Annotated in this window: 11 protein-coding genes; 3 read left to right on the top strand and 8 right to left on the bottom strand. The window is 66.2% G+C overall.

The window, feature by feature from the left end:
• Positions 1-269: 269 nt before the first annotated feature.
• From glpE to HNP46_RS31025, 7 genes are all read right to left on the bottom strand, one after another.
• A complete protein-coding gene (gene glpE, locus HNP46_RS31055; RefSeq protein ID WP_184596821.1) occupies positions 270-599 on the bottom strand; it encodes a thiosulfate sulfurtransferase GlpE in 330 nt (109 codons plus the stop codon).
• A 42-nt stretch (positions 600-641) separates the two neighbouring features.
• Positions 642-1,466: a symmetrical bis(5'-nucleosyl)-tetraphosphatase gene (locus HNP46_RS31050; RefSeq protein ID WP_184596814.1), complete on the bottom strand. Its 825-nt coding sequence runs from the start codon at positions 1,464-1,466 to the stop codon at positions 642-644.
• The gene (gene apaG / locus HNP46_RS31045) at positions 1,466-1,852 is read right to left on the bottom strand and encodes a Co2+/Mg2+ efflux protein ApaG (RefSeq protein WP_184596807.1); all 387 of its coding nucleotides are present in this window, start codon (positions 1,850-1,852) and stop codon (positions 1,466-1,468) included. The genes HNP46_RS31050 and apaG overlap by 1 nt, the downstream gene beginning before the upstream one ends.
• The gene (gene rsmA, locus HNP46_RS31040) at positions 1,849-2,676 is read right to left on the bottom strand and encodes a 16S rRNA (adenine(1518)-N(6)/adenine(1519)-N(6))-dimethyltransferase RsmA (protein WP_184596805.1); all 828 of its coding nucleotides are present in this window, start codon (positions 2,674-2,676) and stop codon (positions 1,849-1,851) included. The genes apaG and rsmA overlap by 4 nt, the downstream gene beginning before the upstream one ends.
• A gap of 107 nt (positions 2,677-2,783) precedes the next feature.
• Positions 2,784-3,782, bottom strand: a complete 999-nt coding sequence (pdxA, locus tag HNP46_RS31035) for a 4-hydroxythreonine-4-phosphate dehydrogenase PdxA (RefSeq protein WP_184596803.1) — start codon at positions 3,780-3,782, stop codon at positions 2,784-2,786.
• Between the two features lie 129 nt (positions 3,783-3,911).
• Positions 3,912-5,204, bottom strand: coding sequence for a peptidylprolyl isomerase (locus HNP46_RS31030; protein ID WP_184596801.1), 1,293 nt, complete (start codon positions 5,202-5,204; stop codon positions 3,912-3,914).
• Positions 5,185-8,004: an LPS-assembly protein LptD gene (locus HNP46_RS31025; RefSeq protein ID WP_184596799.1), complete on the bottom strand. Its 2,820-nt coding sequence runs from the start codon at positions 8,002-8,004 to the stop codon at positions 5,185-5,187. Before HNP46_RS31025 ends, HNP46_RS31030 begins: the two co-directional genes overlap by 20 nt.
• 129 nt (positions 8,005-8,133) lie before the next feature.
• On the opposite strand from HNP46_RS31025, the gene HNP46_RS31020 reads away from it, so the two are divergent.
• Genes HNP46_RS31020 through HNP46_RS31010 form a run of 3 tightly spaced genes read left to right on the top strand, consistent with a single transcriptional unit; the run spans position 8,134 to position 10,593 of the window.
• Positions 8,134-9,156 (top strand): aminoglycoside phosphotransferase family protein, encoded by a 1,023-nt coding sequence (locus HNP46_RS31020; protein ID WP_184596797.1) that lies wholly within the window; start codon positions 8,134-8,136, stop codon positions 9,154-9,156.
• Positions 9,153-9,827: an N-acetylmuramate alpha-1-phosphate uridylyltransferase MurU gene (murU, locus tag HNP46_RS31015; protein WP_184596795.1), complete on the top strand. Its 675-nt coding sequence runs from the start codon at positions 9,153-9,155 to the stop codon at positions 9,825-9,827. Before HNP46_RS31020 ends, murU begins: the two co-directional genes overlap by 4 nt.
• A gap of 1 nt (position 9,828) precedes the next feature.
• Positions 9,829-10,593 (top strand): DnaJ domain-containing protein, encoded by a 765-nt coding sequence (locus HNP46_RS31010; RefSeq protein WP_184596793.1) that lies wholly within the window; start codon positions 9,829-9,831, stop codon positions 10,591-10,593.
• A 1-nt stretch (position 10,594) separates the two neighbouring features.
• On the opposite strand, the gene HNP46_RS31005 is transcribed toward HNP46_RS31010, so the two are convergent.
• A complete protein-coding gene (locus HNP46_RS31005) occupies positions 10,595-11,647 on the bottom strand; it encodes an alpha/beta hydrolase family protein (protein ID WP_184596784.1) in 1,053 nt (350 codons plus the stop codon).
• Positions 11,648-11,671 lie beyond the last annotated feature (24 nt).

Here is an 11,671-nt window from a genome sequence, read left to right as displayed (position 1 = left end):
CATGGAGCCGGCGCCGGATCGGTCTGTGCGGGTGCGGTCGGGCTGCCAGTGCTTACCGGCGAGAATCCCCCAGAACTCCAACGGAACCTGGCCACTGCCCTGATCCGCCCCAATGGTCACTGCCGATTAACCGGAAGCCGGTGTGCCGGCTCTCCCTTTTTTGGATGGCCTGAGGGAAAGGATAGTTCGTTCTTTGACGTGTAAAGGACGAAAGCGCGAGAAGTTACAGATTTTTTGAAGGGGCTAATCCGCCCCTTTCGTAGGGGCTTTCAGTCAGCGCCGCCAGCGCTGGTATCCGCGGGATAGACGCTGCGCCACAGTTCGAAGCCGCCATCCAGGCTGTAGACCTCGGAGAAGCCCTGCTGGACGAAGTAGGCCGCCGCGCTCTGGCTCGAATTGCCGTGATAGCAGACCACGACCAGCGGTGCGTCCATGTCTGCTTCGCGGATGAAGTCGGCCACCGAGTAGTTGTCGATGTGGCGCGAGCCGCTGATGTGCCCCAGCGCGTAGCTCTGCGGGTCGCGGATATCCACGACCTGGGCGCCGCCGTCGCGCAGTTGCTGGGCCTGGTCGGGGGCGATGCGCTTGAAGTCGCTCATGGTGTTACCTCGCAAGGCGCGGAGCCTTGGGCTCCGCTGCAGTCATTCTGGTTGATCGGCGCAGCTGCAGTGGATGCGCTCGAAGGTGTCGACGTTCAGCAGCGTCATGCTGCCGCCCCATACGCAGCCGGTGTCGAGGGCGAACAGGCCGGGGACGTCGCACTGGCCCTCCAGCGCGGCCCAGTGGCCGAAGATGATCTTGCGCCCGGCGGCCTTGCGCTCGGCGTAGCTGAACCAGGGGGCGTAGCCGGGCGGGGCGGTGTCCAGGCCTTCCTTGGATTTCAGGTCGAGCTTGCCGTCGGGGGTGCAGAAGCGCATGCGCGTGAAGTAATTGGTGATCACCCGCAGGCGGGCGATGCCGCTGAGCTTCTTGTCCCATTTGGCCGGTTCGTTGCCGTACATGCCGTCGAGGAACATCGGCAACTGGCTGTCGTCGCGCAGGGCGGCTTCGACCTCGGCCGACCGTTGCAGGGCCTTGTCGATGTCCCATTGCGGCGGGATGCCGGCGTGCACCAGGGTAATGTCGCGCTGGGCGTCGTGGTGGACCAGCGGCATCTGCCGCAGCCAGTCGATCAGCTGTGCACCGTCCGCCGCCTCGACGATCTCGCGCAGGGTGTCGTTCTTCTTCAGGCGCTCGGCGTTATAGGCCACGGCGATCAGGTGCAGGTCGTGGTTGCCGAGCACGCAGACCAGCGAATCACGCATGCCGTAAAGAAAACGCAGGGTTTCCAGCGAGGCCGGGCCGCGGTTGACCAGGTCGCCCACCAGCCACAGCTTGTCCTGGGCGGGGTCGAACTGCACCTGCTCGAGCAGGCACTTGAGCGGCTCCAGGCAGCCCTGCAGGTCGCCCACGGCGTAGGTGGCCATCAGTGCAGCGCCCCGGGTACGGCGAGGCGGAACGCCGGGATCTCGGCTTCGAAGTGATGACCGTCGGTGGCGACCATCTGGTAGCTGCCGTGCATGCTGCCGACCTTGGTCGCCATCACCGTGCCGCTGGTGTAGGTATGGCTGGCGCCGGGCTCGATCAGCGGTTTCTCGCCGACCACGCCGGCGCCGCGCACTTCCTGCACGTGACCGTCGCCGTCGGTGATGATCCAGTGGCGGGTCAGCAGCTTGGCCGCCAGTTCGCCATGGTTGTGGAGGGTCACGGTGTAGGCGAACACGAAGCGCTGCTGTTCCGGCTGGGACTGCTCGGGCAGGTGGCGGGTGGTGACGCTGACGCTGACGCTGACCTGGTAGCGGGGATCGCTCATGCAGTCGGTCCTTGCTCGGCTTCCGGGTGGGTTTCGCTGTAGCGGTTGGCCAGGCTGACGAAGTCGGCGACGCTCAGTTGTTCCGGGCGCAGGGTCGGGTCGACGCCGGCGGCTTCGATGTCTTCGACGCTCATCAGCGTGCGCAGGGTGTTGCGCAGGGTCTTGCGGCGCTGGTTGAAGGCTTCGCGGACGATGCGTTCCAGCACGCGGTGGTCCTTGGCCGGATGGGGCGGCTCGGCATAGGGCACCAGGCGGACAATGGCCGACTCGACCTTGGGCGGCGGGTTGAACGCGCCGGGGCCGACGGTAAACAGGTAATCCACGCGGCAGAAGTACTGCACCATGATCGACAGGCGGCCCCAGTCGCCATTGCCGGGCTCTGCGGCCAGACGCTCCACCACTTCCTTCTGCAGCATGAAGTGCATGTCCTGGATGAGATGGGCATGGTCCAGGAGGTGGAAGATCAGCGGGGTGGAGATGTTGTAGGGCAGGTTGCCGACCACGCGCAGCTTGTCCTCGGGGGCGGCAACGAGGCTGGAGAAGTCGAACTTCATCGCATCGCCCTGGTGCAGGCTGAAGTTGGGCTTCAGACCGAAGCGCCATTTCAGTTGCGGGATCAGGTCGAGGTCCAGTTCGATCACGTCGAGCTTCGCGCCGCTGTCCACCAGACCCTCGGTGAGGGCGCCCTGGCCCGGGCCGATTTCCAGCAGGTGCTGGCCTTCCTTGGCGGCGATGGCGCGCAGGATCTTGTGGATCACCCCGGCGTCATGCAGGAAGTTCTGCCCGAAGCGTTTACGGGCGCGGTGCTGGAAGAGTTCGGACATGAAAAGCGGCTCCAGGCTTCCAGCTGCAAGCGACAAGCCAGAGCAGAAGCGGTGATCAAAGGGGCAAAGTTTACCAGCTGACACCGCTTGCCGCTTGCCGCTTGCAACTACTGACCGGCGGCGGCCGCCGCCATTTGATAGGCGGTTTCCAGGGCCACCTGCAGGCTGCCGCTGTCGATCCGGCCGCTGCCGGCGAGGTCCAGCGCCGTGCCGTGGTCCACCGAGGTGCGGATGATCGGCAGGCCCAGGGTGACGTTGACCGCCGCGCCGAAACCCTTGTACTTGAGAACCGGCAGGCCCTGGTCGTGGTACATCGCCAGGACGGCGTCGCAGTGTTCCAGGTGCTTGGGGGTGAACAGGGTGTCGGCCGGCAGCGGGCCGATCAGTTGCATGCCTTCGCCGCGCAGGCGCTCCAGGGTGGGCTCGATGATCTCGATTTCCTCGCTGCCCAGGTGGCCGCCCTCGCCAGCGTGGGGGTTCAGGCCGCAGACCAGGATGCGCGGGTTGGCCAGGCCGAACTTGGCCTTCAGGTCGGCGTGGAGGATACGCGTGACGCGCTCCAGGCGTACCGAGGTGATGGCATCGGCAATCTGCCGCAGCGGCAGGTGAGTGGTCACCAGCGCCACGCGCAGGCCGCGGGTGGCCAGCATCATCACCACCTGGACGGTGGAGGTGAGGTCGGCGAGGAATTCGGTATGCCCGGAGAAGGCGATGCCGGCTTCGTTGATCACGCCCTTGTGCACCGGGGCGGTGATCATCCCGGCGAACTGCCCATCCAGGCAGCCTTGGCCGGCGCGGGTCAGGGTTTCCAGCACGTAGGCGGCGTTGGCCGGGTTCAGCTTTCCGGGCTCGACCGGCGCGGCCAGCGGGGTATCCCAGACATACAGGGTGCCGGCCGGGGCGGCGGTCGCCGGCCAGTGGCCGGGGCCGACTTCCTGCAGGCTGATGGACAGGCCGAGCAGGGCGGCGCGTTCGGCCAGCATCTGCCGGTTGGCGATGGCCACCAGCGCCTGCGGCTGCGACTGGCGAGCCAGCAGCAGGCAGAGGTCGGGACCGATGCCGGCGGGCTCGCCGGGGGTGAGCGCGAAAAGTGGGGCAGTACTCATCAGGGATTCTCGAATCAGGCGTTGTAGCGGTTGCACCTACTCTACGACGAAGCCCTCATTCCACGAAGCTTTCGCCGGGCAAAAAGAAACCCGGCCTGGGCCGGGTTTCTGTCGGGCGACTGGCGCCGCTTACTGCTTGATCTCGACGTAGGCTTCGTCGCGGATCTGCCGCAGCCAGGCCTGCAGTTCTTCGTCGTACTTGCGTGCGCGAAGGGTCTGGGCGGCTTGCTGCTCGCGGAACTTGTCGCTGCTGTCGGTGGCGCGACGGCCGAGGACTTCCAGGACGTGCCAGCCGAACGGCGAACGGAACGGCTTGGTGACCTGGCCTTGCGGCGCGTTGTTCATCACCTCGCGGAATTCCGGGACCAGGGATTCCGGGTCGACCCAGTTGAGGTCGCCGCCGTTGAGCTTGGAGCCCGGGTCTTCGGAGAACTTCTTCGCCAGTTCGCTGAAGCTCTCGCCGGCCTGGATGCGCTCGTAGAGCTTCTCGGCCAGACGCTGGGTCTCTTCCTCGCTGCGGATCTCGCTGGGCTTGAGGAGGATGTGGCGGACGTGGACTTCGTCACGCAGCATCTTGCTGCCGCCGCGCTTCTCTTCCAGCTTGATGATGATGAAACCACCGGGGGTGCGCACCGGCTCGGTCACATCGCCCACGGCCAGGGTGCCGACCATGCTGTCGAACGGCGAGGGCAGCTGGGCGGCCTTGCGCCAGCCGATCTCGCCGCCTTCCAGGGCGTTGTCGCCGGCCGAGCGGGATACCGCCAGTTGGCCGAAGTCGGCGCCCTGCTTGAGCTGCTGGTACAGCTCCTGGGCCTGACGGGCTGCGGCCTGTACGGTTTCCGGCGAGGCGCTGTCGGGTACCGGGATCAGGATGTTGGCCAGGCGGTACTCTTCGGAGAGCTGGATCTTGCCCAGGTCGGAGGCGAGGAAGTTCTGCACTTCCTGCTCGCTGACCTGGATGCGCTCGGCCACACGGCGCTGGCGCACGCGGCTGATGATCATCTCGCGACGCACCTGTTCACGGGCTTCGTCATAGGACAGGCCATCGTGTGCGAGGGCAGCGCGGAACTGGTCCAGGCTCATGTTGTTGCGCTGGGCAATGGTGCCCATGGCCTGGTTCAGCTCCTCGTCGGTGATGCGCACGCCGGAGCGGTCGCCGATCTGCAGCTGGATGTTCTCGATGATCAGGCGCTCGAGCACCTGCTGATCGAGCACATGCTCAGGCGGCAGCGGCGCGCCGCGCTTCTGGATGGTTGCACGGACTTCGCGCAGGCGCTGGTCCAGCTGGCTCTGCATCACCACGTCGTTGTCGACGATGGCGACCACACGGTCCAGCGGAACCACTTCGGCGTGCGCGACGGAACTTGCCAACAGCGCGCCCAGCATCAGCGGGCGCAGGGCCTTACATAGCATTGTCTTCACGTTGACGATAACCCTGGATACCTTGGTCGAGGAAGCCTTCCACCTGGTTGCCAACCACGCCGCCAAGGCCTTTCAAGATGATTTGAAGGAACACACCGTGGTCAGCCTTGGTGTTGGTTGCGGTGCCCAGATACTCGTCGTCGTCGTAGTCGACCCAGTAACGATTGATCAGGCGCAGCTTCCAGCAGCAGCTGTCGTATTCGAAGCCACCGAAGGCTTCCAGTGTGCGGCTCTGGTTGTAGTCGAACTGCCAGCGACCGATGGCGGCCCACTGCGGCAGGACCGGCCACATGAACGAGAAATCGTGCTGTTCGATCTTGTACTCGTCGCCGCCGTATTCGAAGGTGCCGCGCGCCGGGTTGAAGCGTTTGCTGTCGGCACGGTAGCGGTAGCCGGCGTTCAGCACCTTGCGCGGATCGGACTCGGGCTGATAGTGGAACATCAGGTTGCCGTTGTCGGTGTGGTGCGTGTTCGGGTTCCAGTTGAAGTCCGAGCTGGCGAACCAGTCATGGTTGAAGCGATAGATACCGGTAAGCGCATAGGGCGAGCGCCAGGTGCTGGCGTCGGCGTTGTCGACCGGACTGTTCGGATGCGCGGCGTTGTAATTGCGCACGTAGGTGTCACTCAGGCCCGGCAGCTGCACGCGGCGATCACTGAAATAGTAGATCTGGCCGGCGGCGATATAGGCGCGCTCGAAACCATCGTCTTCGATGAAGCGCGAGCCCAGCCCGAGGGACAGCTGGTTGGCGTCGCCGATGCGGTCACGACCGGTGAAACGGTTCTCACGCCACAACGAGTCGTAGCTGAAGGTGAACTCGCCGGTGTCGAAGGTCGGCAGGTTGTCCTGGTTCTTGTACGGGACGTACAGGTACATCGCCCGCGGTTCCAGGGTCTGGCGGAACTTGGTGCCGCCGATGCTGGTGTCGCGATCGAAGTACAGGCCGCTGTCCAGCTTGGCCAGCCCCAGGGAACGATCCGGGCTGCTATCGAAACTGACTTTGCCGTAGTTGGTCGGGTCAGCCAACTGAGCCTTGCCCTTGCCGTCCAGGTCCAGGTCGTACTTGGTGTACATGGCCTTGACGGTCGGGGTCAGGAAGCCCCAGCTGCGGTTCATCGGCAGGCTGATACCCGGCTCGGCATGGAAGCGGTCGCCGGTGGCGCGAGCCAGGCCCTGCAGGCTGGTGTCGGGTCGAGCAACCGGTGTCAGGTCGTCAATGCTGCGGTAGTAGAAGCCTTCATCCAGGTCGCGGTCGAAGCGCACAGCTTCGGTGCTGTAGGTGAAGTCCAGGCCGCCCGGGTTGAACGGCAGCCTGCCGTCCAGGGTCAGTTGCGGCAGACGGTCATATGGCGTGATGTCCGTTACGGTCGCCAACTGATAGGACTGCGCGTTCAGGCGCGCGGTGTAGCTGTCGCCGCGGTAGGTCAGGATGCCCTGCTGGTTGACATAGGTCGGCGAGCCGATACCCAGCGAGGTGTCCAGGTCCTGGAAGTAGTAGGGATCGCTGATGCGGGTGTAGTCCACCTGCGCCAGCCAGCGGGAGTCCAGACCGCTGGTGTTCTTCCAGCCGTACAGCCAACGGGTGTCGGTGTAGTGCGGGAAGTCCTTGCGATCGTCGTCCTTGTCATTCAGGTAGGCCGCGTTGAATTGGCCTTCGCTGCTGTGGGTCAAATAGCGGAAGTCGCCTTCCATCAGCAGGCCGCGCTTGACCATGTAGCTCGGGTACAACGTGGCGTCGTAGTTGGGCGCCAGGTTGAAGTAGTACGGCGTGGTCAGCTTGAAGCCGGTGTCGTTCGAGGTGGCGAAGGACGGCGCGAGGAAGCCGGACTGGCGACGGTTGTCGATCGGGAAGTAGATGTACGGGGTGTAGAAGACCGGAATGTCCTTCACCCGCAGGGTCGCGTTGGTCGCGGTGCCGAAACCGGTGGCCGGGTTCAGCTTGATGTTGTTGCCCTTCAGCACCCAGGCGTTGCTGGTCGGTTCGCAACGGGTGTAGGTGCCGTCCTTGAGCTGGATGATCGCGTCTTCCTGGCGCTTGGCGTACAGCGCGCTGCCGCGGATCTGCGCCTGGTGCATGACGTATTCGGCGTTGTCGATCTTCGCCGCGCCATTGTCCAGTTGCAGTTCTGCGTGATCACCGACGATCAGCGCGCCGTTGTCGCGCAGCTTGACGTTGCCGACCAGCTCGCCGCGGTTCTCGGCCTGGTGCAGGTTGGCCTCGTCGGCCTCGACCTGCATGCTGCCCTGGCGCAGAACCACGTTGCCGGCGAGGGTGGCGATCTGTTTTTCCTGCTCGTAGCGCGAGACCTTCGCCGAGACGTAGGTCGGGGCCTCGTCGTTCGGCGTCTTGTCGTCCATGCCCGGGCGGGTCGGCTCGATGTAGGCGCCGCTGCAATACGGGCCCATTTCCGCCTGCTGGGCGGCGGTGAGCTTGTCGCGCGGAATCCAGTCGAGGTGGCTGTAGTCGCTGCTGCGCGACTTCAGGCCACGGCCGCCGGACTCGGTGACCAGTTGCTTGGGCTCTTCGGCCGCGGCGCTGCTGGTGCTGCTCGAGCCGCCGGAGGCCTTGGTGCTGCCGGCGGCACTGCCGCCAGCGCTGACCGAAGACGCGCCATGCTGCGGACGCGGAGCCACGGAGGTGCTGTTCTGCGAGGAACAGTCCCAGGCGCCGGACGCCGAGGGTTGGCAGGCGAACTGCTCACCGGGTGCCGCGGTCACAGAGGCGAGCGGCTGCATAGCCAGCAGGCCACCGGTCACCAGTAAGGGGAATTTTCTACGGAACACGGGGAAATTCACTGCCATCTTGTTAATCCGGGCTTCCTGCGAGCCATTGGCCCAAAGAGGGCCGCACGCCTCTCGATGGGCTCAAAAAGATGCTGGATAATAAAGCATGACCCGCGCAACGGCTAGGGCCGTGGAGAACCCCAAAAGATGTCAGAGGATGCCCGTTACCAGCAGATGATCCGCTGGTTGGACTTGAGTTTGCCCGCTGTGTTCAACGCGCAGGGCTGGGGCCCTGTGCCCGAGGCCGGCCTGACCGCGGCCAGCAGCGATGCCAGTTTCCGCCGTTATTTCCGTTGGCAGGGCGATGGCCGTAGCCTGATCGTAATGGACGCACCGCCGCCCCAGGAGGACTGCCGCCCCTTCATCAAGGTCGCCGGCCTGCTGGCGGAAGCCGGCGTGCATGTGCCGAAAATCCTCGCCGAGGATGTCGAACAGGGCTTCCTGCTGCTCGACGACCTGGGGCGCCAGACCTACCTGGACGTGCTCAGCGCACAAAACGCCGAAGAACTGTTCGAGGATGCCCTCGATGCCCTGGTGGCCTTCCAGCAGGTGGACGTCGCCGAGCGCCTGCCGGCCTACGACGAAGCCCTGCTGCGTCGCGAGCTGCAGCTGTTCCCCGACTGGTACCTGCAGCGCCAGCTGGGTGTGACCCTGGCCGGCGAGCAGCTCGCCCAGTGGCAACGCGCCTGTGACCTGCTGGTGCACAGCGCGCTGGCGCAGCCACGGGTGCTGGTGCACCGCGACTACATGCCGCGCAACCTGATGCTCAGCGAGCCGAACCCCGGCATCCTGGATTTCCAGGACGCGGTCTACGGCCCGGTGACCTACGACGTCACCTGCCTATATAAGGATGCCTTCCTCAGTTGGCCCGAGCCGCGCGTGCACGACGGTCTCTCGCGCTACTGGCGCAAGGCCCAGGCCGCCGGCATCCCGCTGCCGGCCAGCTTCGAGGAGTTCTTCCGCGCCAGCGACCTGATGGGCGCCCAGCGCCACCTGAAGGTGATCGGCATCTTCGCGCGCATCTGCCATCGCGACGGCAAGCCGCGCTACCTGGGCGACGTGCCGCGCTTCTTCCGCTACCTGGAAAGCGTCATCGCGCGCCGGCCGGAACTGGCCGACCTCGCCGCGCTGCTGGCCAGCCTGCCCAAAGACGAGACGCACCCCGCATGAAGGCCATGATCCTTGCGGCGGGCAAGGGCGAACGCCTGCGCCCGCTGACCCTGCACACGCCCAAGCCGCTGGTGCGTGCCGGCGGCGTCGCGCTGATCGAATACCAGCTGCAGGCCCTGCGCCGAGCCGGGTTCGAGCAGTTGGTGATCAACCATGCCTGGCTCGGCCAGCAGATCGAGGACACGCTGGGCGATGGCGCGAAGTTCGGTGTGAGCATCTGCTACTCGCCCGAGGGCGAGCCGCTGGAAACCGGTGGCGGCATCTTCAAGGCGCTGCCGCTGCTGGGCGATGACGCCTTCGTCATCGCCAACGGCGACATCTGGACCGACTTCGACTACGCCAGCCTGCACGGCGCGCTGGCCGAGGACGACCTGGTGCACCTGGTGCTGGTGGACAACCCCGGCCACCACGCGCGCGGCGATTTCTGCCTGCGCGACGGCCGCGTCAGCGATTACCAGGAAGGCCAGCCGAGCCTGACCTACAGCGGCATCGCGATCCTCCGTCCAGAGCTGTTCGACGGTTGCCAGCCCGGTGCCTTCAAGCTGGCGCCGTTGCTGCGCCAGGCCATGGAGGCCGGCCGAGTGAGCGGCGTCCATCATCGTGGACGCTGGATCGACGTCGGCACCCACGAGCGCCTGGCGGAAGTCGAACGCCAGCTGGCGGAGGGCTGAGGTGTTCTGGCCCGGCACCCTGGTGGGAGTCATCGCTGGCTGGGCACTGGCCAGTATTCCGGGGGCCATGCTCGGCGCCTTGCTGGGCCAGGTGCTCGACCGGCGCTTGAAGAAGCGCACTTGGAAGGGCCTGCTGGAGCAGTTGCGTGGCGGGCCGACGGTGAGCGACCAGGAATTGCTGTTCCTGTTGCTCGGCCGGCTGGCCAAGAGCCGCGGTCGGGTGGTCGATGCGCATATCCAGCAGGCGCGGGCGGAAATGCAGCGCCTGCAGCTGGATGACAAGGCACGGCGCCAGGCCATCGATGCCTTCGGCCGCGGCAAGCTGGGCGGCGAACTGCTCGATGCCGGACTGCGCCAGCGCCAGGGCCGGGAGGCGACCGCCGAAGGGCTGATCCAGGCCTGTTGGCGCATGGCCTGGGCCGCCGGCACGCCGAACGCGGCGCAGAAGAACCTGCTGCTGCAATGGGGTGATGTGCTGGAGCTTGCGCGTTCCCGGGTGCTGGCACTGGCCGCGGGCGCCGAGCCGGCGAAACCACCGGCCACGCCGCGCGAATCCTATACCGCGGCGCTGCGCTTGCTGGGCGTGACGGCGGACAGCGAGCCGGATGAGATCAAGCGCGCCTATCGCAAGCTGATCAGCCAGAACCATCCCGACAAGCTCGAAGGCCAGGGCGCCAGCCCCGAGCGTATCGCCGCGGCGACCGGCAAGACCCGCGAAATCCAGGCCGCCTACCTGCTGGTGCGCCAGCGCAAGGGCTTCCGCTAGATCAGGGCTGCTCGATCGGCTCCAGGTGCATCGACAGCCAACCGCGGATGCGCCGGTAGAGCTGATCCTGCTCGGTATCCGGGTCGGCAGGCAGGGCGTTCATGCCGATCTGCACGTAGTTCGGTGCCTTCTGCCGCTTGCTGGCCTGCAGGCGCAGCTTTGCCGCGGCGATATCGGGCGTCTTGTCCTTGTAATAGAAGTCGCCGGTGGCGAGGTTCAGCAGCGGCACGGTCTCGTCGAGCGAGGGTTTGAAGTCGCGCGGCATTTCCGGCGCCACCAGCAGCAGGTTCTTGATCTCGGCCGGCGTGCGCTCGCCCAGGTAGCGGGTCGCCCAGTAGGCACCGGTGCCGTGGCCGAGCAGGACGATGGTCTTCGCCTTGTGCTGCTGGGCCAGCTCGACGCCAGCCTGGATGCGCGCCAGCACGCGCTCGGCGTGAGCCTTGCGCAACTCGACCGGGTCGGTGGGCGGCGGCGGGGTTTCCTCGCTGGCCTGGGCGGGCTCGGCGCTGCCGGTTTCGCCGGTGCTTTCCGGCGTCGGCGTGGCGCTGCCCTGGCTGCCTTTGACCTCCGGCTTGCTGGTGCTGTCGGCGGCGACCGCGTCGGTGTCGGCGCTGGCCTTGTCCGGCGATTCCTTCGGCCTGGGCATCGGCGCGGTGCTCTGCGGATCGGGCAGGCTGATGGCCAGGGTCTGCCAGCCGGCATCCGGCAGCTTGCGTCGCAGCGGGCCGATCGCTACGGGCCAGTCGGGGCTCTCGCCGTCACCGGGGATGATGATCACCGCGCCCTGGGCGTCGGCGCTGTTGGCCGGCAGCCAGAGGGCGAGGAAGGTCTCCTCGCCGGCCTTGAGCGTCTGGCGTTCGCCCTCGGGCAACTGGCGTTCCAGGCCGCTGGCTTCGTCCTGGCTGCGTTCCTTCACCGCCGGCCGCAGCACGGGCGCGGCTGCCGGCTTGTCATTGGCAGCGGGCTTGGCATCTTCGGCCTGGGCCGCGCCCAGCGGAGCGGCGGCAAGTGTCAGGCAGAGGACGAGCAGCGTGGGGCGGAGCGAATGCGGCATCGGTGATATCCCTGTCCTGGCGGG

This window comes from Pseudomonas nitroreducens (assembly GCF_014204515.1).
GTDB lineage: Bacteria > Pseudomonadota > Gammaproteobacteria > Pseudomonadales > Pseudomonadaceae > Pseudomonas > Pseudomonas nitritireducens_A.
The sequence above is the reverse complement of the archived record's forward strand: the minus strand, read 5'-3'. Positions and strand labels throughout refer to the sequence as shown.

Coding starts and splice junctions, on each gene's coding strand:
- glpE (WP_184596821.1), bottom strand. CDS start 599: ATGAGCGACTTCAAGCGCATCGCCCCCGACCAGGCCCAGCAACTGCGC.
- HNP46_RS31050 (WP_184596814.1), bottom strand. CDS start 1,466: ATGGCCACCTACGCCGTGGGCGACCTGCAGGGCTGCCTGGAGCCGCTC.
- apaG (WP_184596807.1), bottom strand. CDS start 1,852: ATGAGCGATCCCCGCTACCAGGTCAGCGTCAGCGTCAGCGTCACCACC.
- rsmA (WP_184596805.1), bottom strand. CDS start 2,676: ATGTCCGAACTCTTCCAGCACCGCGCCCGTAAACGCTTCGGGCAGAAC.
- pdxA (WP_184596803.1), bottom strand. CDS start 3,782: ATGAGTACTGCCCCACTTTTCGCGCTCACCCCCGGCGAGCCCGCCGGC.
- HNP46_RS31025 (WP_184596799.1), bottom strand. CDS start 8,004: ATGGCAGTGAATTTCCCCGTGTTCCGTAGAAAATTCCCCTTACTGGTG.
- HNP46_RS31020 (WP_184596797.1), top strand. CDS start 8,134: ATGTCAGAGGATGCCCGTTACCAGCAGATGATCCGCTGGTTGGACTTG.
- murU (WP_184596795.1), top strand. CDS start 9,153: ATGAAGGCCATGATCCTTGCGGCGGGCAAGGGCGAACGCCTGCGCCCG.
- HNP46_RS31005 (WP_184596784.1), bottom strand. CDS start 11,647: ATGCCGCATTCGCTCCGCCCCACGCTGCTCGTCCTCTGCCTGACACTT.